The following is a 19866-nucleotide window of genomic DNA, read 5'->3' as shown; positions in this document are numbered from 1 at the left end:
TCTCACAAGCGTGTATTGCACTGATCATGATTTGACTGTATAAATATACAGTCAAATCTATTCGGGAGGTCCTATGCGTGTTGAAGTCACAATCGATAAAACCAAGCCTCTGCCTGCTGGCGCGCTGGACGCGTTATCAGGTGAATTGAGTAAAAGAATTAACAAACAGTTTTCTGACCGCGAAAATAAAATTCAGGTCCGCTATGCGGGGGCAAATAGCCTGTCCGTTTTGGGTGGCGCAAAAACTGACCGTGACCTTATCGAGGAAATTCTTCAGGAAACCTGGGAAAGCGCTGATGACTGGTTCTCAAATCAGAACGATGAGTAACCCGATGAAATCCCTGAAAAGCCATTCACTTTTTACTCCCTATCTATAATAATCAGGTTTATTAAAACCACGCCGCAAGGCTATTGGTGTATTTCACCGGGCGTCGCAGTCCGGTTTTTTATTCTTTTTTACTGCATAAAACAGACTCTTCTGAAAAATAAAATTTAAGTTAATCTCAGATTATTCCGCTGAATAAATAATCAACACAAATTATTTACAATTTAATACGCTTAAATCACTCCATAAATCGGTTTATCTGTTTATACTGAAATTGCTCACATGATAATGAGCCGCCTTGATCCTCAGATAGTCACTCACGTCAGTCACTACAATATAAGGGGTCTATATGGACAGAAATGATGAAGTTATTCAGACACACCCGCTTGTTGGTTGGGATATCAGTACCGTCGACTCTTATGATGCCATGATGATACGCCTTCATTACCTGTCTTCAAAAGACCAGACACCCGAGGATGCTCAGGTAGACAGAACCTTGTGGTTAACTACCGACGTTGCACGGCAACTCATTAACATTCTTGAAGCCGGCATCGAAAAGATAGAATCTAACGAGTACGAATACAGTGATCACCGAAAACACTAATCTTTACCTGCCAGTCTGAGGCACCAGCGATTTATCCTGGTGCCTTTTTCTTTGCCTCCGCGCTGCTTGCCTTCTTCGCCTTAAACTCTCTATCATGCCAGTAGCCAGTTTGTTAAAAATTCTCACCACAGGAACGTTTGAATTATGGATTACGATCTCATTATCGTAGGCAGCGGTTCGGTCGGTTCAGCCGCAGGCTACTACGCCACCCGTTCCGGCTTGAAAGTGCTGATGATAGATAGCGCAATGCCACCCCATCAGGCGGGCAGTCACCATGGCGAAACACGCCTTATCCGCCACGCTTACGGCGAAGGTTCCCGTTATGTGCCAATGCTGCTGAGAGCTCAAACGCTTTGGGATGAGCTGGCAGAACTGAGCAGCGATAAGATTTTCCATCGTAGCGGCGTCCTGAATATTGGTCCTGAAAACTCTGAATTTATCGGTAACGTTAAGAACAGCGCAGAAACCTACAATCTCGTCATACAATCCCTCAGTGCGGCTGAAATTCGTGAAAAGTGGCCTCTGTTCACGCTGCAGGACGGCTATTGCGGTGTATACGAACCCAACTCGGGTTTTCTGCAAAGTGAAATGGCGGTTGCAGCATACATTCGTCTCGCACGGGAAGCGGGTTGTGCGCAATTATTCAACTGTCCCGTTGAAAGTATTAACTGGCTGGATGATGGCATTGAAGTATCAACGATTGACGGAGTCTACCGCGGGGCAAAACTGGTAGTAACGGCGGGAACCTGGGTCACGAAAATCCTCCCGGAATTACCCGTGAAACCTCTGCGTAAGGTGTTTGCCTGGTTCCATGCAGATGGCCGCTACAGTGAAGAAAACCATTTTCCAGCCTTTACGCTCGAAACTCTGCAAGGCGATCAGTACTACGGATTCCCCTCAGTGAAGGATGAACTTAAGTTAGGTAAGCATAACGGTGGTCAATGGATAACGGAACCCGAGCAGCGTAAACCTTACGGCAGCGTCAGTCAGGATGGCACAGAGTCCTTCAATTTCTTCCGCCATTTCCTGCCGGGTGTAGGTGTCAGTTTGCGTGGTGCGTCATGCACTTATGACATGACGACTGATGAAGATTTCATTATTGATACCCTGCCGGGCAGAGAAAATACCTTAGTGATTTCGGGATTAAGTGGTCACGGTTTTAAATTCGCCAGCGTATTAGGGGAAATAGTTACTCACTTCGGTAACAATCATCCTATTCCTTTTGATCTCACCCCCTTTTCTCTTATGCGGTTCAATTAACGTAAAATAATTTCAACCCTCGTGAATATTTATCGAGGGTTATCATTTTATTAACGATACGATTTTTCAATTCCAGTTTGAACAAGATCAATAGACTGGAATTTACGAATTGACAGCATTATAGAAAAGAATCTATGCTGGATACAGAAATCACAGGAGTGGTTTCGGCGCGTAATGTTACGCATGACAAGGACGTGGTATGAAAATTTGTATAATTGAACCCTGTGGTTTTACGCGTTTAGGAATTTTTTCTTATCTTATTGAAAATAACAGCCTCGATATTATCGACACTGTGAATATTTCTCACTCCCTCAATCTAATTCCTGAATTTCAACCTGATATTATTCTTGTGAATATGACAAACCATTGCCATAACGCAGAAGTATCTGAGGAATTAAAAGCGTTTTTTGAATTTCGTCAAAGCGCCCGAATATACTGCTACGTTGACGCCAGTTACCCGGATTTCGAAACACCGATTGCCGTTACCCGCGAAGTCTCTATTCTCAACAAGCAGGCACTCACCTCCCTCTTGCAGCAGATTGCAGCAGATCCCGAAGCATTTATGCCGATAAATAACTTCGGTTTGCCAAAAATGTTACTTAGCGATCAGGAAATTCTGGTAATGAGCTACTGGATGTCTGAGATGCCGAACTACCGCATTGCCAGAAAATTAAACATCAGCAGCCGTACGGTATATGTCCATAAACGACATCTGGCGCAGAAAATCAAAGTCCGTAACCGGCTGGAGTTTTGTTTCATTTACAACCTGATTAAGTATTTATTCTGGCCCATTGATGATATTTCTGCGACGCCAATCAGCCGACAAATTAAAGACGACTTGCAGATGATTTACAAAACTTATAGCTAAACCTGCAAAAATCCTAAATGCTCTGATAATTCAGGGCATTTTATATCGTGATATTCTTCACCCATCTTTTTAAATATCTTGTTTGTATCCCTTCTCTCTCTCGCCAGGTTGCACTATGACGACAGAAGCCGACGATGGCCTTAACCTTAATGTTAGCAGACTCATCTTGAGCAGCCTCACCAATGACAAGCATAATTTCTCGTCATGCGACTCCCACAAAAATCACAAACATCCTGCTTTCAGTGATTCGCTTAATGCATAAAAAAATTGAAATGTTTGCTCATCATTTTGAAGAGAAAAGCTAACTTTTATGTTCTGGCGGACCATCGCCCAGAAGCACGGCAATTTTGTGGCCTGCCGCCGTAGGTTCAAGGGCTATTTTGAGCACAATCGTCAGCGGCACCGAAAGCAACATGCCGACCGGCCCCATCAGCCATCCCCAGAATATCAGCGACATAAAGACCACAAGCGTCGATAACCCCAATCCGCGCCCCAGAATTTTCGGATCAATAATGCTGCCGAAAATCAGATTGATGAGGATATAGCCCCCTGCCAGGATCAACCCTTCGCTGAAACCGTTAAACAAAAATGCCTGAATGATCGGCGGAATAGCCGCGATAAAAGAACCAATATTGGGAATGTAATTCAGGGCGAAAGCCAGCATCCCCCACAGGAACGCAAAACGGATGCCGGTAACTGCCAGCAAGGCCCAAACTGCCAGCCCCGTCACCACACTTATCAGCGTTTTGATCACCAGATAGCGTGTCACGCTGTCCAGGGCACGCTGAATATTAGCCATTCCTTTGCCCGGGTCCTCTGACATCTGCTCCACTTTGTAGGGCAGTTGCGGGACTTCAAGCAGCATGAATGCCACGGTCATCAGCAGTAAGAACAGACCGGCCATGGCGTTGGACAAATAGCTGATTAACTTACTGACCATATTCAGCGTCGCCGCCGGATCGATGTAACTGGCCAGTTGCTCGGGAGATAACGTCAGTTCGCTTTGCGGAAACCAGGCCTCAATATCACTGAGTTTGTCGACAATAAGTCCGCGATATTGTGGCAATGTGCGGGCAAATTCATTGAGCGTCACCAGCAGTTTGGTGGTCAGAAAAACCATCATGCAAATCACCAGCGTTGCCACCAGCAAAACAGCGAGTGCCCGGGGCACCCGCCATTTTTCCAGTAAGACAATCAGCGGATTCAATACGAAAGCCAGAAACAGCGCCAGAATAAAGGGCACGATGATATCTGCAGCAGATTTAATCCCCGCGAAGATCACTACCAGCATCGCCATCATTACAACAATTTTCAGACCCTGAGTTGTCACGATCGTTTTACGCAAGCCTTTCTCTCCTGAAGCTGGCCGGATCCTTAGCGAGATTTCACCCACTCACGCAGACGCTGGATATGCAGATACAGCGCCGGAATAAACAGGATCCCCACCGTCGTGGATAGCAACATACCACTGAACACCGTAACGCCGATGATATGCCGACTCATGGCACCTGCACCGGATGCCATGACCAGCGGTAACACCCCGAGAATGAACGAGATTGCCGTCATCATTACCGCACGGAAACGCTGTTTCGCGCCGTCCTGTGCCGCTTCGCTGACAGATGCCCCCTCTTCTCTTCTGGCTTTTGAGAATTCAACAATCAGAATGGCATTTTTCGCCGCGAGGCCGATTAATAAGACCATACCAATCTGAGCATATACGTCGTTGCTCAGCCCCGCCATGTGCAGGCCGCCGATTGCACCAAACACCGCGAAAATCACAGAAATCATCACAACAAGAGGAATGCTCCAGCTTTCGTATTGCGCCACCAGAAACAGATACGCAAACAGCAGTGCCGCGGCATAGATAAGGATGGCCTGGCCACCAGCCTGAATTTCCTGCAATGACATGCCGGTCCATTCATAGCCGTAACCCGCAGGCAGCTTCTCGCTCAGGATATGTTCCATCTGCGCCATCGCCTCACCGGAACTGATGCCGGGTGCCGCCGAGCCGCTGATAGCCAGTGAAGGGAACTGATTATATTGCGTGATAAACGGTGCACCCAGCGACGGTGTCATTTCAACCATCTTCGCAAGACTGACCAGTGAGCCGTTGTCGCTGCGTACCGTGAGTGTGGATATCTGGTCTGCGCGCTGGCGATCTTCCATTTCGTTTTGCATCTGCACATTAAACAGGCGGTTATTGATGATGAAATCGCTGACGTTCACGCCACCAAGTGATGTCTGCAACGTACCGAAAATACGGCTGACCGGTACCTGTAACAGCGCCGCACGGTCACGATCCACACTCAGGGCGATTTCCGGCACGGAGGCACTGAAGGTAGTAAACACACGGCTCAGATTAGGATCCTGGTTAGCGGCCTGGATCAGCGCCTGTCCGGTGACAGCCAGTTCCTGTGGCGATTGCCCCTGTAACGCCTGCAAACGTAAATCCAGCCCTGAGGCCGTACCTAATCCGGAAATCGCGGGCGGATTTATTGCCATAATCATTGCAGAGGGAATGCCCGCCATCGCCGGTTGCAGGCGACCAATCACCTGATCCACACTGTCGCGATCGCCCCACGGCTTGAGCAACACGATACCAAAGGCGGTGTTTGGCGAACTCCCGCCACTCAGCAGGCTGAAGCCACTGATGGCGATCACATCCTCGACCGCCGGGTCTTTTTGCATAATCTGCTGCATCTGGCCGAGCACGGCATCGGTGCGGTTTAATGACGCCCCGTCAGGTAACTGCACATTCACGAAGAAGTAGCCCTGATCTTCATCCGGCAGGAAGGATTTTGGCAAACTGCTGTAGCCCCATACACAGGCTCCGCCGATCACCAGAACCGTTACAACGCTGGTGAACGCACTTTTACTGATGCCCCGTGCGGCTTTCACATAGACATCGCGAACAGCGTCCAGCCCTTGATTAAACCAGTGGAAAACACGGGCCGGCTTCGCAGGTCGCGGCTTGAGAAGGGTTGCGCACAGCGCAGGGGTCAGGGTCAGCGCGTTGATACTTGAAAGAACAACGGCCGCCGACAGAGTGACAGCAAACTGACGATACAGCGCACCGGTAATACCCGGCAGAACCGCAATGGGCACAAATACCGCCAGCAGAACCACAGTAGTGGCGATGACCGGCCCGGCAATTTGCTTCAGAGCCTTGCGGGTTGCGGCCACACGCCCGAGCGACGGATCCTCCATCATCAGGCGCTCAACGTTTTCCACCACCACGATGGCGTCATCGACCACTACCGTCAGCGCCAAAATAATGGCAAACAAACTGAGGGTGTTGGCGGAATAGCCAAAGGCATAAAGCACGGCAAACGTCCCCAGTAAAGACACCGGAATGGTCAGTGCGACGATGAATGTCGCCCGCACACTTTGCAGGAACAGATAAACAATCGACAGGACGACGACGAAGGTCAGTACCAGTGAAACGGCAATCTCATCAAGCGTAGCACTGACAAAACGAGTCGAGTCGAATTTGATTTCATAGGTAAGATCATCCGGGAAATTGCGTGCCTGACGCGACATTTCCTCCCGCACAGCATTCGCCACATTCAGCGCATTTGCCCCCGGTGCGGGATAGACTGACAGGAAGGCAGACGGCGTCTGATTCAGTGTCGCATTCACCTGATAATCCTGCGCACCCAGTTCAATACGCGCGACATCGCGCAAACGCACCGTACCGCCATGAGCATTTTTACGCACAATAATATTGCCGAACTCTTCCGGCGAACTCAGACGCCCCGCGCCGCTGATGGTCAGGGTTTGCTGCTGCATTGACGGACTCGGTGACGCGCCAATCTGCCCGGCCGCCGCCTGCACATTCTGATTCTGAATAGCGGCACTGATTTCCATACTGCTGACATCCAGCGCTTCCATTTTGCGCGGGTCCAGCCAGATACGCATGCTGTAGTCACGGGAACCGAAAACCCGGACATCACCCACACCATCCACACGCGCCAGCGCATCACGCAACTGAATGCTGGCAAAGTTGCTGATAAACAGCATGTCATGGGTATTTTCCGGTGAAAGGAGGCTGATGCCCATCAGAATATTAGAAGCCTGTTTGCGCACCGACACGCCCGTGTTCAGCACTTCCGGTGGAAGACGTGAGCTGACCTGTGAAATACGGTTTTGTACTTCAACAGCCGCCGTATCCGGATCCGTACCGCTGGCGAACGTAATAGTCAGCGTGTAGCTGCCGTTATTGCCGCTGTTCGACGACATATACAGCATGTTACTGACACCGTTAACCTGCGCCTCAATCGGCGCGGCAACGGATTCCGCTACGTCCCGTGCACTCGCACCGGGATAAATAGCACTGACTGACACCACGGGTGGCGTGATATCCGGATATTGCTCAACCGGAATGACCTTCAGGGCGACGGCACCGATCAGCGCCGTCACCAGCGCGATGACAACCGCAAAGCGGGGTCTTTTAATAAATTGCTGGAGCATCGTTATTCCTTAACGTTTCTTCGCGGCCATATCCGGGGCATCCGTAGCAGCCCGTGCATTCACTTCCATACCTGGCCGGATCCATTGCAGGCCTTCTGTCACAACTTTTTCTCCGCCCTGCAAACCCTCAATGACGAAATAGCCGTGTCCCGTTTGTGCACCAAGACGCACCGGGCGTGCTTCCACGCGCTGTCCGTCATTCACCAGCAAGACAAAGTGCCCTGCCGCATTTTGCTGCAAAGCCTGCGCAGGCAGTACCGGCAGAGAATGTCCGGAACGCGGCTCTGCGGCCACATTCACGGTGCCCCCCGGCAGCAAACGATGGTCTGGATTTGCCACGGTCAGCCTGACCGGCAAGGTCCCTGTTTGCGCATCAATACGATTGCCGAGGGATTCCAGCACGGGCGCTTTCATATAAGGTGAACCGTCCGATAAGCGCAGAGAAAGCGTCATGTTATCGGCAGAGAAAGCGTCTTCCAGCGTGCCACTGCTGTGGCTGGCACTGAGAACATCACGTTCATTCACTGAAATCACCACACGTACCGGATCGAGTTGCACGATTTCCGTGAGTGCACCGCTGGCCGGATTCACCAGACTGCCGGTATGAAAATGGCTCACGCCGATGCGCCCTGCAATGGGCGCCGTAATGCGGGTATAGCTTAGTTGCAGTTCCTGCGTTTTTAACGCCGCCTGCGCCTGCGCGACAGCCGCACGGGCGGTATCACGGGCAGCCAGCGCGGTATCGACATCAGACTGGCTGACGGTACGCGCATCACCGAGACGCTGTATGCGGTTCAGATGGGTTTGTGCATGGCGTGCGGTAGCATTGGCGCTGTCGAGCTGGGCTTTGGCCTGAGCGACAGCCGCCTGATGCAAGGCGGGATCGATTTCATACAAGACGTCGCCGGCATTCACAAACTGCCCCTCCTCAAAGGCCCGGCGGGCGATAAATCCTTCAGTCCGGCTGGTCACATTGACGGCCTGAACAGCTTCAAGACGCCCGAGATAGGTCCGGCTGACGCCATCAGGTTGAGTGGCGATGGTCGCAGTGGTCACCGTCGGCAAAGGCTGTGCCGCCACACGGGTCAGGGGGAATAATAATGTTGTCAGCAGCACTGGCACTGCCATAAAACGGCTCATTGCAGGAAACATATGTCACTCTCCATGTGATGTCGGATGGTGCTCTTTTAATTCAGCTAAAGCGCCCACACCGGCAAACATCAAATATTAATCTATAAAAAAATTCCTAATCAGGATTATTGAGAATTATAAATATTGTCTGATATCACAAACTGATCTCGATCACCTCGAGAATCAACCTTTAACATATTTACGTTTTATTTAAGAAACATTTAGATTGATAGCCTGAATAACAAAACTTCATGTTCACATCAAAATGACCGGCTAATGAAAAGCATCAACAAGGATTAATCACTCCTGAAATCATTATTTTTACTCAAATTTTTAGTATCATGATTAACTTTACCTTCGATGACAAAACCTTACAGACCCCTGTCATCACTGAAATCGATATAATCAAAACCGCCGTAAGATAAAAAAAGCAAAAGCACTGAAGGAAACCTTCCTGATACCATCAAAAATAATGAACAAGTTAAATTAATCGGTTAATTTGAAAATAATAGTTTGCCAATATGTTTCCAAATGTTTATTTTCCACAAACACCCTCTTCACTGAGAACATCATCTTATGCTGTGGAAAAATACACCTGCACGCTTTGGCCATATTTCAGTGTTAATTCACTGGCTCATCGCTTTGGCCGTTTATGGTTTATTTGCACTGGGATTATGGATGGTCGGATTGGGCTATTACGACACCTGGTATCACCGTGCACCGGAAATACATAAAAGTATCGGCATCCTGATTTTTGCTGCGATGGTATTCCGTCTTGCCTGGCGGTTTATTTCTCCGCCACCTAAGCCGCTGGCAAGCTACAGCGTGAAAACGCGTATTGGCGCCTGGCTGGCTCATGTTCTGCTGTTCATCGGCCTGTTCGGCATTCTGATCAGCGGTTATCTGATTTCGACGGCTGAAGGTCAGCCTGTCAGTGTCTTCGGCTGGTTTGAGATCCCTGCCACACTGTCTGGACTGGAACAACAGGCCGATATCGCGGGCACGCTGCATCTGTGGATGGCGTGGGGCATTGTGATCATCTCAGGTTTTCACGCCCTTGCCGCGCTTAAACATCATTTCATCGATCGTGACAGCACCCTGACCCGCATGCTGGGGCGCTGATCCGGCTCACGGTCAGCTCTTTACTTATGTTGTTCATATTATGGATAAACGGAGAATAACCATGTTGAAAAAGACCACTCTGGGTTTAACCCTGGCGTCGCTGTTACTGGCGGCGGGTTCGGCAACGGCAGCCAGCTACAAGATCGACAAAGAAGGTCAGCACGCTTTTATTGAATTCCGTATCAAGCATTTAGGGTACAGCTGGCTGTACGGCAGCTTTAATGATTTCGATGGCGGATTCACCTTTGATGAGAAAGATCCCGCTGCGGATAAAGTGAATGTCACGATTAACACCACCAGCGTATTCACCAATCACGCCGAACGTGACAAACATTTGCGCAGCGCTGAATTCCTGAATGTTGGCAAACATCCGCAGGCCACATTCAAATCAACATCAGTGAAGAAAGAAGGTGAAAATCTGGCAGTGACTGGCGATTTCACGCTGAACGGCGTCACCAAACCTTTAACGTTACAGGCTAAGTTGCTCGGTCAGGGCAAGGATCCATGGGGCGGTTATCGTGCAGGTTTTGAAGCGGCAGGGTCCATCGCGCTGAAGGATTATGGAATTACTACCGATCTCGGTCCGGCATCGCAGAATGTCGAGCTGATTATTTCGGTCGAGGGTGTACAAGAGAAGTAATCCCCTTCCCTCAACGTATAAAGCCCTGAATCGCTGCCGCCATTCAGGGCTTTTTTATACACGCCGGTCAGTCGTTTTCAGGTGCCGGAATATGCATGGTGGTTTGCAATAAGCCTTTGGACTTATTGAATATTTTTATGCCATTCTCACGACCCGCGCGCAATGCACGTTGTTCTTCTACTGGCAGCTTCAGCTCTGTCATACAGATTTCGCTGCAACAGCCGTCAAATTTCGCTGCACACGTCGGGCACTGAATAAACAGCAGATGGCAGCCGTCGTTTTTGCAGTTGGTATGGTTATCGCAGGCCACACCGCACTGGTGACAGTGTGCAATCACGTCATCGGAAATACGCTCGCCCATACGCTCATCAAAGACAAAGTTTTTGCCTTTAAATTTTACCGGTAACCCCTGCTCTTTGGCACGGCGTGCATATTCGATAATACCGCCTTCCACGTGATAGACGTTTTTAAAACCGTTATGCAACATGTATGCGCTGGCTTTCTCACAGCGAATACCGCCAGTGCAATACATCACGATTTTCTTGTCTTTATCTTCTTTAAGCATATCAACGGCCATAGGCAGCTGATCGCGGAAAGTGTCAGACGGGACTTCAATCGCATTATCAAAATGCCCCACTTCGTATTCGTAGTGGTTGCGCATATCGACAAACAATGTGTCCGGATCGTCAATTATGGCGTTGACCTGTTCGGCTTTCAGGTACTCACCCACATTTGACGGGTCGAAAGAATCATCATCAATCCCGTCCGCGACAATGCGGTCACGCACTTTGAGACGCAACACCCAGAAGGATTTACCATCATCTTCCAGCGCGACATTCAGGCGGATCTGATCCAGCGCCGGATGGCTGGAAAACAGCACGGTTTTGAACGCTTCAAACTGGCTTTGCGGCACGCTGATTTGTGCGTTAATCCCTTCTTTTGCCACGTAAATACGGCCAAATACGTTAAGGCGTGTCAGGCTGACGTACAGGGAGTCACGAAAGGCTTTTGGATCTTCGAGCTGGAAATACTTATAAAAAGAAACCGTAGTGCGGGGCTCAGTTTCAGCCAACATGCGCGCACGCAGTTCCTCATTAGAAATACGGTTATGTAACACTGGCATGGTGTACGTTCCTGTCTTTCAGGTGAATTTAACTATTGATACCGAATAGCTACTTTTGAAGCGGCAAGATTATACATTAAAGCAACAATGAGGACATCTCCCGTTGCAAATTCGTCAGGAGAAAAACACCTGCTGTACATTGCCCATTTTTGAAATGCGATAACCTATTCTTAGTTGTTATCTATTCTTGTAGTCCATCACCACGCTGAATTTTAAGGGGCATGAAACATGAGTAAGCTTTTTGAACCGATTTCCTTAGGGAAGCTGACACTCGCTAACCGCATCGTGATCGCGCCAATGTGCCAGTATTCATCCGACGAAGGGAAAGCCACGTCCTGGCATCACGCGCATCTCGGGCAGTTATCCTTTTCAGGTGCGGGTTTGCTGATCCTGGAAGCGACCGCTGTCGAGGCCGTGGGGCGTATCTCGGCTCAGGATCTGGGCTTGTGGGACGATGCAACCGAAGCGGCCATGAAGGATTTAGTGACCGGCTTACGTGAAAACAGCGATATGCCACTTGGCCTGCAACTCGGACATGCGGGACGTAAAGCGTCGTGTGCTGCGCCGTGGCAAGGCGGAGCACAAATCGCCCAGTCAGCGGGTGGCTGGCAGACGATTGCGCCTTCCGCCGTCGCCTTCACCGAAGGCACTGAGGCCCCGCAGGCAATGTCGCTGGAGCGAATCGCTGAGCTGAAAAAAGCCTATGTCGATACAGTTCGTCGCGCCGACCGTCTGGGCTTTGATCTGCTGGAACTGCACGGCGCTCACGGTTATCTGCTGCACCAGTTCCTGTCGCCACTTTCAAACCAGCGCACCGACCAGTACGGCGGCTCACTGGAAAACCGTATGCGCCTGCTGCTGGAGATCTTCGGGGAAATCCGTGCGGCATTCCCGGCAGAAAAACCGATTGGTGTGCGTATTTCCGCCACCGACTGGGTGGAGGGGGGCTGGGATCTGGAGCAATCCATTGAACTCGCCAAAGCGCTTGATGAACTGGGTTGCAGCTACATTCACGTCTCCAGCGGCGGCCTGAGTCCGCATCAGAAAATCACCGTCGGCCCGAACTATCAGGTGCCATTTGCTGATGGCATTAAGCGTTATGTGAAAATGCCGGTGATCGCTGTGGGTCTGATCACTGAACCGGAACAGGCGGAAGCCATTATCGGCACCGGACAGGCAGACATGATTGCTCTGGCACGCGGTATTTTGTATAACCCGCGCTGGCCCTGGCATGCAGCGGCAAAACTGGGGGAAAAAGTGGCCGCGCCGAAACAGTACTGGCGCAGCGAACCGCATAGCGTCAAAGGCCTTTTCCTGCCGGAATAATAACCAGATTTAAGATTAACGCGAAAGTCGCCAGAAAGGGGATTTTGCAAACGTGATCACGGGCGGCCCGACAGCCGCCCGTTTCATTGACAAAAAGACATTCTCTATTGATATTTGAATTGATGGTGAATGAATATGCCGGGACATTAATGAGAATTCGTTTTGTTTTTCATTCACTCAACCTATAAATAAATGAGGTATTAGTGCCGTGAATTTTCACCTCACATCAAAAAAATGCCACAATATGTCACTTTGCTGCAGAAGATAACGGACAACACATATTCCGGATGAATATGTGTGCGTGTTTCTGTGGCAGGCTGCTGCATTAGACAGAGCTTATAAACTTTCTACTTCGACTCACTGACGCAGAGATTCTATGACTCAGGTACCAACCTTTAATCGTTCGTTACTGCACCCTCGTTACTGGATCACCTGGATGGGTCTGGGACTGCTTTATGCACTGGTGTTACTGCCTTATCCGGTTATTTATCGCATCGGTACCGGGCTAGGTCGCTTCTCAATGCGCTTCCTGAAACGTCGCTATAAAATCGCCCGACGCAATATCGAATTGTGTTTCCCGGATATGCGCCCGGAACAGCGCGAAGATATGATTGTGAAAAATTTCGAATCCGTCGGCATGGGGTTGTTTGAAACCGGCATGGCGTGGTTCTGGCCAGACTGGCGCATCGAGCGCTGGTTCAAAGTCAGCGGTCTTGAACATATCCAGCATGCGCGTGATAACAAACAAGGCGTTCTGCTGATCGGTGTACATTTCCTGACGCTGGAACTGGGTGCACGTATCTTTGGTATCCATAATCCTGGCGTGGGGGTTTACCGTCCTCACGATAACAAGCTGATGGATTGGATCCAGACCAAAGGCCGTATGCGCTCGAATAAAGGGATGCTGGATCGCAAAGATCTCAAAGGGATGATCCGCAGCCTCAAGCAAGGCGACATCATCTGGTACGCGCCTGATCATGACTACGGCCCGCGCGCCAGCGTATTTGTACCGTTCTTCGCGGTCGATAAAGCCGCCACCACCACCGGGACATATCTGCTGGCACGCATGGGCAAACCGGCAATTATTCCCTTCACTCCGCGCCGTCTGCCGAAAGGGGAAGGTTATGAGATGATTATTCACCCTCAGGTCGCTGACTTCCCGCTGGATGATGAAGTGGTTGCCGCCACGTACATGAATAAAGTGGTGGAAAACGAGATCTGTCAGGCGCCGGAGCAATATATGTGGCTGCACCGTCGTTTTAAAACACGCCCGCAAGGTGAGCCTTCGCTCTATAAAGCCCTTAGCGATTAATCACCCGGAACCGGTCCGGCAGCCGCAGGTCCGGTTTTTTTGATTTGCTTCATCAGTTTTTTTCACAGACTTCTTCAAACTTATCAGATTTGATCCTACCCGTTTTAGGCCAATACTCTCTCCATAATTTCTGCATGTGATTACTCCGCTGATTTTGGAGCCGCGTGCCTCCCGCCTCTTAAAGGCATGTTACCTTTGCAAGGAACACATTATGTTGGCAAAACTGAACTCCGCTTTTACCCGTGCTGTTGATCATCAGAACTTTGGTAAGCTTTTGTTGCGTCTGACTTTTGGTATTTTAGTTTTATTCCACGGTGTGGCAAAAATGGAAAATGGCGTGGGCTGGATTGCACAGATGTTACAGGCTGATGGCCTGCCGGGCTTTATTGCTTACGGTGCGTACATCGGTGAAGTGATTGCGCCGGTTCTGATTATTCTGGGCATCTTGACCCGCCCTGCCGCTCTGGTGCTGGCATTCAACATTTTAGTGGCAGTTTTCCTGGTCGTGGGTGGCAAATTTTTCACCGTTACTGAAGTCGGTGCATGGGGGCTGGAAGGTGAAGCTCTGTACTTCTTTGGTGGTCTGGTCATCATGTTCCTGGGCAGCGGCCGTTACTCTGTCATGAAGAACGAAGCCCTGCGCTAAGATCCGGTTTTAGTATTACGTTTTTAATTCTTTGTCTGTCGCGGTCAGCCTCCTTGCTGACCGTTTTTTTGGCTTTCATCTGCTCTCCTTCACTCCTCCAGACTTTTTGAACCTGTATTTCACTTCGCTTGTTACAGTTCGTTAACATCATTGAAGTGAATGATAATTAGGCGCATAATTATTAAGCCAATTGATTGTTACTTATGCTCTGCCTTGTTTCTTTTTGTCATTCCAGAGCGAATCTGACCTCTTTCTTCGGTATTTTATGACTTCGGCCTCTGAACCTGAAATCGCCCCAGATCCCATTAACTGGAAACGTAATCTGTTTGTCGCGTGGATCGGTTGCTTCCTGACCGGTGCCGCATTCAGTCTGATCATGCCCTTCCTGCCCCTTTACGTGGAAACCCTCGGCGTAACCGGTCATGAATCCCTGAATATGTGGTCGGGGCTGGTTTTCAGTATCACCTTCTTGTTTTCCGCCATCGCCTCCCCCTTCTGGGGCGGACTCGCGGACCGTAAAGGCCGCAAAATCATGCTGCTGCGATCCGCACTCGGCATGTCCATCGTCATGGTATTAATGGGCTTCGCGCAGAATATCTGGCAGTTCCTGATTCTTCGCGCGTTACTTGGCTTGCTGGGCGGATTTGTTCCCAATGCTAACGCGCTGATCGCCACACAAATCCCACGCAATAAAAGCGGCTGGGCGCTGGGTACGTTATCAACTGGCGGTGTCAGCGGTGCGCTGCTCGGGCCACTGGTCGGAGGGTTGCTGGCGGACAGCTATGGTTTGCGTCCGGTGTTCTTTATCACCGCGTCGGTGCTGTTTTTGTGTTTCATCATGACGCTTTATTTTATCCGTGAGCAGTTTGTCCCGGTGAGCAAAAAAGACATGCTGAACCGTAAGCAGGTCTTTGCCTCGCTGAAAAATCCTAAACTGGTGCTGTGTTTGTTTGTCACCACCATGATTATTCAGGTGGCGACGGGTTCGATTGCGCCGATCCTGACGCTTTACGTACGGGAGCTGGCCGGTAATACACAAAACCTGGCGTTTATCAGCGGCATGATTGCTTCGGTACCTGGCGTGGCCGCGCTGATGAGTGCACCGCGTTTAGGCAAACTCGGCGACCGGATTGGCCCCGAGCGGATCCTGGTGGCGATGATGGCGTTATCTGTGTTATTGCTGATCCCGATGGCCCTGGTACAAACTCCCCTGCAACTGGGTATTTTGCGTTTTCTGCTGGGTGCCTGCGATGGCGCATTGCTGCCGGCCGTTCAGACCCTGCTCATCTATAACTGCACTAATCAGGTAGCAGGACGGGTATTCAGCTACAACCAGTCGTTCCGTGATGTGGGCAATGTCACCGGTCCGTTACTGGGTGCGGCGGTCTCAGCCAGTTACGGCTTCCGGACGGTATTTTTTGTTACGGCGATGGTGGTTTTATTCAACGCGGGATATTCGTACTGGTGTCTGCAACGCCGGCCTCATCAGGCCATGATTGACTAAATTCCAGCCGACGAAGCAGCAACAGGCTTATTGAGATTTTTCTGCCAGCGGCGGCACTGGCATGTAATCCGGCACCTCGACGACGGCCAGACGCACTTCGTAATGCTTGCCTGCCGTTGTAGCCGGAAGTACCGACGTCAGTTTCTGAATAGTTTCAGTCGGGTTATCACTGGCTACGCTGGCGCAGAACAGTTGCCCCGGATGGCAAAAGCCGACCATCATTGGCGGCGGTGGCAGCATGCCCTCACCGTGGAAGGGTGGCAACCCGTGCGGCTGTTCTATCGGTGATTGGGGATGTGTATTTTCAGCCGCGGTACTGGCCACGCTGAATAATACGCCAAGGCCACACAGCGGCATGAGCAAAACGCGGGAAAGAGTCTTCATAACATTCACCTTATCTTGAGAAGTCTGAATCACTTTATGCCTCAAACGCTGCCCGTGTAGCCGGTTTGCTAAACTTTTACCCTCTCCCCTCACAGCCTTTGCAAAGCTGAAATTCCGCTGACATTCGTGCCTATGCCGTCCAGTCCCGCAAAGCCAGCACCACCCTATAACCGTCAATATCCTCGAAGGTTTTACCGCATTCATCCCAGTAGGGATTAAACGAAGGCACGACGATAAAACCGGCCTGCAGCATCCGTTCGCACTGCGTCAGCCACTGCTGATTATCAGGAATATAGAACACCAGGAGATTATCTTCGGTGGGCGCTCGCCCCACGGAGGAACCGTGATGATGGGTAAACTCGAGATGATAATGATGATGCGGATGCCCGACCAGCACGCCATCAAACCCCTGGTGGTCACTAAAACTGCCGATGATGTCGAAACCCAGCCCCTGCGAATACATGCGGGCTACCTGCTCAAGATTGTCCGTCGGGCGCGCCACCCGTAATACTGATTGTCGTAAAACCATGTGCACTCCCGTTTTTTAAACCGCCGCAAAGTCGCCAGCGAGAAATTGAGAATAGCAGAAATAAATCCGACCGATTTAGTCTGAAAACTTGCATCCTGTCAGTTATAGACAACAATCATTTAATCAGGTTTTTCCCTGTCAGATGGCCGTTACTTGTTCATTAATAACGCTATTTGCTGCACAACCATTAACAGTTTCAACTCAGGAGACAACAATGAGCATGTATGCAACGCTGGAAGAAGCACAACAATTTTTTACACACCATTAAAACAGATAGTTAGTACTCAACCGTCACTACCTCACATATCACCTTCGCACCATTCCATTCATCCTTGTAGATACTCGTGTCAATCCCACAACCTGCTTCAAACGTCCATCCAGTCTGTTCTGTGAACTTCTTGTACTTCCCTGATTTCCATCTGTCGTAGTACTAGGGCATCTGATGGTTCTTTAAAACCCTATGAATCTATAACATATGCTATTTTAGTAATAAAAAAAGTTGCAATAATTTACTTTTTGGCGAAAAAAATGGTGGTATAAAAGAGCCTTGTTTAGGGCTCAATAAAGCACTTCAAAATGCCTGAAGTTCTATAAGATTTTTCACTGAAACCCTAAATCACCAAACTGGTATTTGATTCTCTAATATCAAAATCACATGAGTAAAATTCCTTCAGAATTTCTAAAGAGTTTTTAACTCGTTCAGAGTTGTGTTGGGCAAGATAAGTAACGCTTTTTATTAACTTACTGCAAATCGGTATTTCAACATATGGAACTATAATTCCATTTGCATCTCTCCACTTAACATTCTTAGTTTCATCTTGAACATACTTTTCATTAACATATTTATTTCTAAGAGCGATAACAATTCTATGCTCGTTTTCATGCTCCCAATCTTTACTCTTGACAGAAGCGATGTGAAAAAATAAGTTAGACATATAAATATCAAATTCCTTGTCTAAATCAATATGAGCCTCGGGGTTTTCATTTTTTTTTGATCTTAAATTTTCGATGAATTCATAAGGTGTAACGAATCTATTTTCCTTATTGAGATCTAAATACTCAACCTCAGAAAACTTACCAGAATAATGTTGCCGCAAATCATCAGATTTACTGTCAAACTCTTCATTCAGTAGAGGGGTGTCAAAATCCTCTAAAGCTTTAGATAACTCATTCTTATCGAATTCTATGCAATAATTTATAGTCCCTCTACCATATGCCATCCAATTTATAATATTGTCGTAGTTTTCGGTGAAACATGAAACATAAAATGATTTTTTGAAGAAATGCAATGCACCAATGATCTGATCACTTAAGGCAATTAAATCTTCGTAACTGTCGTCATCCTTAGAAAACTCCATTGAATCTTTTTTTATCTTTTGTTCAAAAAAATTCAAACCATCAATATATTCTTTCCTATCATTTAAAAACAAAACATTTGTGCATCTCATTACCTGTTCAGATAAAAACCCCAATAAACCTAATGAACTAGTATAGTGAAAAACACTATTCCCATTAACTCTCATTCTCACCCCCAGATTTTATGTTAACTACCACCAATCAGAATTATAAGTACTTTCCAAACTTCATCAAGCGGTATCGCTGGTAGTAACACACCACATAGTGCTAACAGCGGTATCGCTACATAGTTGTAGAAAACAATGAACGTTAGTACCCAACCAAGCCCCTGACGCCATGTAAACCCATTACGTGTTTTACGTGTTTCTTCAAGCGTGATTTCATTCTGTTCATGATAGGGAAAGAATTTGAGTTGTATACTACGACTCTGGAATGGATCACATTGTTAACAATGAAATTGTATTCTTTCAGCGTGAAGATGGACTATTTTGGTTTGGTCGGACGTTTCACAATATATATGTGCTAATCTTCAATGAACCTATTGATAGTGTACTTACTGGAACATCGTTTGTTTCAAGGGAGAAGCGTTTATTGTAAATAAAATAAGAAGATAGCTGTGTAGAACAGTGGGATTTACCATTTTAAAAACGCTGGTACTCACACAGTTCAACGCCACGTAACGTGTGTAAGTACCAAAACCTTCAGGTTTAAAGTATTATGACCCAAATTATTTCAATTCGCAGGGCATTATGCGTAAGGCAGAATATTTCCTAATAGTGATAGTTTGCATATTCGTAGCATTTATCTCACCTATATCCAACAAGGATCATGTTATGGAATTAGGTAGTACATCTGATATTGTTAGTGCATTTTGCAATATAGTTATGACTGGTGCTGCGGTTTATGCTGCATTTAAAGCTATGGATTGGTTCAATAGTAAAAAATCAGGCCTTGCATTTGACCAAGCCATATCAACTTTAACTGAATTTGATAAATTAAAAATTCAACTTGATAGATTTCATAATAAGTTAACTATCAGAGAGAAAAAAACATTAAACTAAAGAAAATACACGAATCCTGTAAGGATGAAATAGATATATTACAGCTTTCAATAGTAGCTTTTATTAGATCACTTAATAGTACTGAGCGATTAGGATTCAAGATAAAAAGTGCGATAAAAGAAAATATTGGGGAATCGTTTTCTTCATATATCAATTTGATTGAAGAAGTTTTTTCACTTAAAAATACATCTCCTGAAATGTCTTA

The 19866-nt window shown here is 48.1% G+C and carries 18 protein-coding genes; 11 read left to right on the top strand and 7 right to left on the bottom strand.

Annotated features, from left to right (window positions below; all coding sequences use genetic code 11):
• The first annotated feature begins 73 nt into the window (after window positions 1-73).
• The 4 genes from dinI (at window position 74) to EX31_RS24365 (ending at window position 3057) form a co-directional block, all read left to right on the top strand.
• Window positions 74-328, top strand: a complete 255-nt coding sequence (gene dinI, locus EX31_RS24380) for a DNA damage-inducible protein I (RefSeq protein ID WP_013576257.1) — start codon at window positions 74-76, stop codon at window positions 326-328.
• Between the two features lie 346 nt (window positions 329-674).
• Window positions 675-929 (top strand): biofilm formation regulator BssS, encoded by a 255-nt coding sequence (gene bssS, locus EX31_RS24375; protein WP_013576258.1) that lies wholly within the window; start codon window positions 675-677, stop codon window positions 927-929.
• A gap of 144 nt (window positions 930-1073) precedes the next feature.
• Complete coding sequence (gene solA / locus EX31_RS24370) at window positions 1074-2189, top strand: N-methyl-L-tryptophan oxidase (RefSeq protein WP_037037322.1); 1116 nt, start codon at window positions 1074-1076, stop codon at window positions 2187-2189.
• Between the two features lie 199 nt (window positions 2190-2388).
• On the top strand, window positions 2389-3057 hold the full coding sequence (locus tag EX31_RS24365; RefSeq protein ID WP_037037320.1) for a LuxR C-terminal-related transcriptional regulator: 669 nt from the start codon (window positions 2389-2391) through the stop codon (window positions 3055-3057).
• 301 nt (window positions 3058-3358) lie between these two features.
• On the opposite strand, the gene EX31_RS24360 is transcribed toward EX31_RS24365, so the two are convergent.
• Genes EX31_RS24360 through EX31_RS24350 form a run of 3 tightly spaced genes read right to left on the bottom strand, consistent with a single transcriptional unit; the run spans window position 3359 to window position 8679 of the window.
• Window positions 3359-4402, bottom strand: a complete 1044-nt coding sequence (locus tag EX31_RS24360; RefSeq protein WP_037037317.1) for an AI-2E family transporter — start codon at window positions 4400-4402, stop codon at window positions 3359-3361.
• Between the two features lie 29 nt (window positions 4403-4431).
• The gene (locus EX31_RS24355) at window positions 4432-7527 is read right to left on the bottom strand and encodes an efflux RND transporter permease subunit (protein ID WP_037037314.1); all 3096 of its coding nucleotides are present in this window, start codon (window positions 7525-7527) and stop codon (window positions 4432-4434) included.
• Between the two features lie 9 nt (window positions 7528-7536).
• On the bottom strand, window positions 7537-8679 hold the full coding sequence (locus EX31_RS24350; protein ID WP_037037312.1) for an efflux RND transporter periplasmic adaptor subunit: 1143 nt from the start codon (window positions 8677-8679) through the stop codon (window positions 7537-7539).
• Window positions 8680-9234: 555 nt separating this feature from the next.
• Here EX31_RS24350 and EX31_RS24345 point away from each other — a divergent pair.
• Together EX31_RS24345 and EX31_RS24340 are read left to right on the top strand one after the other, a co-directional pair.
• The gene (locus tag EX31_RS24345; RefSeq protein WP_037037309.1) at window positions 9235-9780 is read left to right on the top strand and encodes a cytochrome b; all 546 of its coding nucleotides are present in this window, start codon (window positions 9235-9237) and stop codon (window positions 9778-9780) included.
• A 64-nt stretch (window positions 9781-9844) separates the two neighbouring features.
• The gene (locus tag EX31_RS24340) at window positions 9845-10420 is read left to right on the top strand and encodes a YceI family protein (protein ID WP_015690191.1); all 576 of its coding nucleotides are present in this window, start codon (window positions 9845-9847) and stop codon (window positions 10418-10420) included.
• 67 nt (window positions 10421-10487) lie between these two features.
• Here the strand turns inward: EX31_RS24340 and EX31_RS24335 are convergent, their stop codons facing one another.
• A complete protein-coding gene (locus EX31_RS24335; RefSeq protein WP_037037307.1) occupies window positions 10488-11543 on the bottom strand; it encodes an oxygen-dependent tRNA uridine(34) hydroxylase TrhO in 1056 nt (351 codons plus the stop codon).
• 228 nt (window positions 11544-11771) lie between these two features.
• Between EX31_RS24335 and EX31_RS24330 the strand changes: the two genes are divergently transcribed.
• The 4 genes from EX31_RS24330 to mdtG all read left to right on the top strand — a co-directional run bounded on the left by EX31_RS24330 (window position 11772) and on the right by mdtG (window position 16331).
• The gene (locus tag EX31_RS24330) at window positions 11772-12869 is read left to right on the top strand and encodes an NADH:flavin oxidoreductase/NADH oxidase (RefSeq protein ID WP_013576268.1); all 1098 of its coding nucleotides are present in this window, start codon (window positions 11772-11774) and stop codon (window positions 12867-12869) included.
• A 376-nt stretch (window positions 12870-13245) separates the two neighbouring features.
• Window positions 13246-14181, top strand: a complete 936-nt coding sequence (locus EX31_RS24325; RefSeq protein WP_013576269.1) for a Kdo(2)-lipid IV(A) acyltransferase — start codon at window positions 13246-13248, stop codon at window positions 14179-14181.
• A 211-nt stretch (window positions 14182-14392) separates the two neighbouring features.
• Complete coding sequence (locus EX31_RS24320) at window positions 14393-14827, top strand: DoxX family protein (protein WP_013576270.1); 435 nt, start codon at window positions 14393-14395, stop codon at window positions 14825-14827.
• A gap of 265 nt (window positions 14828-15092) precedes the next feature.
• Window positions 15093-16331 carry a multidrug efflux MFS transporter MdtG gene (mdtG, locus tag EX31_RS24315; RefSeq protein WP_013576271.1) on the top strand — a complete coding sequence of 413 codons (1239 nt, stop codon included), beginning with the start codon at window positions 15093-15095 and terminating at the stop codon, window positions 16329-16331.
• Between the two features lie 27 nt (window positions 16332-16358).
• Here mdtG and EX31_RS24310 read toward each other — a convergent pair whose 3' ends face one another.
• The 3 genes from EX31_RS24310 to EX31_RS24300 form a co-directional block, all read right to left on the bottom strand.
• Window positions 16359-16715, bottom strand: a complete 357-nt coding sequence (locus EX31_RS24310) for a hypothetical protein (protein ID WP_013576272.1) — start codon at window positions 16713-16715, stop codon at window positions 16359-16361.
• Between the two features lie 130 nt (window positions 16716-16845).
• Complete coding sequence (locus tag EX31_RS24305) at window positions 16846-17244, bottom strand: VOC family protein (protein ID WP_037037304.1); 399 nt, start codon at window positions 17242-17244, stop codon at window positions 16846-16848.
• 611 nt (window positions 17245-17855) lie between these two features.
• Window positions 17856-18767, bottom strand: a complete 912-nt coding sequence (locus EX31_RS24300) for a DUF2971 domain-containing protein (RefSeq protein ID WP_037037301.1) — start codon at window positions 18765-18767, stop codon at window positions 17856-17858.
• A gap of 666 nt (window positions 18768-19433) precedes the next feature.
• On the opposite strand from EX31_RS24300, the gene EX31_RS24295 reads away from it, so the two are divergent.
• On the top strand, window positions 19434-19661 hold the full coding sequence (locus EX31_RS24295; RefSeq protein ID WP_037037300.1) for a hypothetical protein: 228 nt from the start codon (window positions 19434-19436) through the stop codon (window positions 19659-19661).
• The last annotated feature ends 205 nt before the right edge of the window (window positions 19662-19866 follow it).

Source organism: Rahnella sp. WP5 (assembly GCF_000745615.1).
In the GTDB taxonomy this organism is placed as follows: Bacteria; Pseudomonadota; Gammaproteobacteria; order Enterobacterales; family Enterobacteriaceae; genus Rahnella; species Rahnella aceris.
This window is presented reverse-complemented; position numbering and strand designations above follow the sequence as displayed.

Bases quoted from the DNA above. Each gene is read 5' to 3' on its own strand.
- dinI (WP_013576257.1), top strand. From the start codon at position 74: ATGCGTGTTGAAGTCACAATCGATAAAACCAAGCCTCTGCCTGCTGGC.
- bssS (WP_013576258.1), top strand. From the start codon at position 675: ATGGACAGAAATGATGAAGTTATTCAGACACACCCGCTTGTTGGTTGG.
- solA (WP_037037322.1), top strand. From the start codon at position 1,074: ATGGATTACGATCTCATTATCGTAGGCAGCGGTTCGGTCGGTTCAGCC.
- EX31_RS24365 (WP_037037320.1), top strand. From the start codon at position 2,389: ATGAAAATTTGTATAATTGAACCCTGTGGTTTTACGCGTTTAGGAATT.
- EX31_RS24355 (WP_037037314.1), bottom strand. From the start codon at position 7,527: ATGCTCCAGCAATTTATTAAAAGACCCCGCTTTGCGGTTGTCATCGCG.
- EX31_RS24350 (WP_037037312.1), bottom strand. From the start codon at position 8,679: ATGTTTCCTGCAATGAGCCGTTTTATGGCAGTGCCAGTGCTGCTGACA.
- EX31_RS24345 (WP_037037309.1), top strand. From the start codon at position 9,235: ATGCTGTGGAAAAATACACCTGCACGCTTTGGCCATATTTCAGTGTTA.
- EX31_RS24335 (WP_037037307.1), bottom strand. From the start codon at position 11,543: ATGCCAGTGTTACATAACCGTATTTCTAATGAGGAACTGCGTGCGCGC.
- EX31_RS24330 (WP_013576268.1), top strand. From the start codon at position 11,772: ATGAGTAAGCTTTTTGAACCGATTTCCTTAGGGAAGCTGACACTCGCT.
- EX31_RS24325 (WP_013576269.1), top strand. From the start codon at position 13,246: ATGACTCAGGTACCAACCTTTAATCGTTCGTTACTGCACCCTCGTTAC.
- EX31_RS24320 (WP_013576270.1), top strand. From the start codon at position 14,393: ATGTTGGCAAAACTGAACTCCGCTTTTACCCGTGCTGTTGATCATCAG.
- mdtG (WP_013576271.1), top strand. From the start codon at position 15,093: ATGACTTCGGCCTCTGAACCTGAAATCGCCCCAGATCCCATTAACTGG.
- EX31_RS24310 (WP_013576272.1), bottom strand. From the start codon at position 16,715: ATGAAGACTCTTTCCCGCGTTTTGCTCATGCCGCTGTGTGGCCTTGGC.
- EX31_RS24305 (WP_037037304.1), bottom strand. From the start codon at position 17,244: ATGGTTTTACGACAATCAGTATTACGGGTGGCGCGCCCGACGGACAAT.
- EX31_RS24300 (WP_037037301.1), bottom strand. From the start codon at position 18,767: ATGAGAGTTAATGGGAATAGTGTTTTTCACTATACTAGTTCATTAGGT.
- EX31_RS24295 (WP_037037300.1), top strand. From the start codon at position 19,434: ATGGAATTAGGTAGTACATCTGATATTGTTAGTGCATTTTGCAATATA.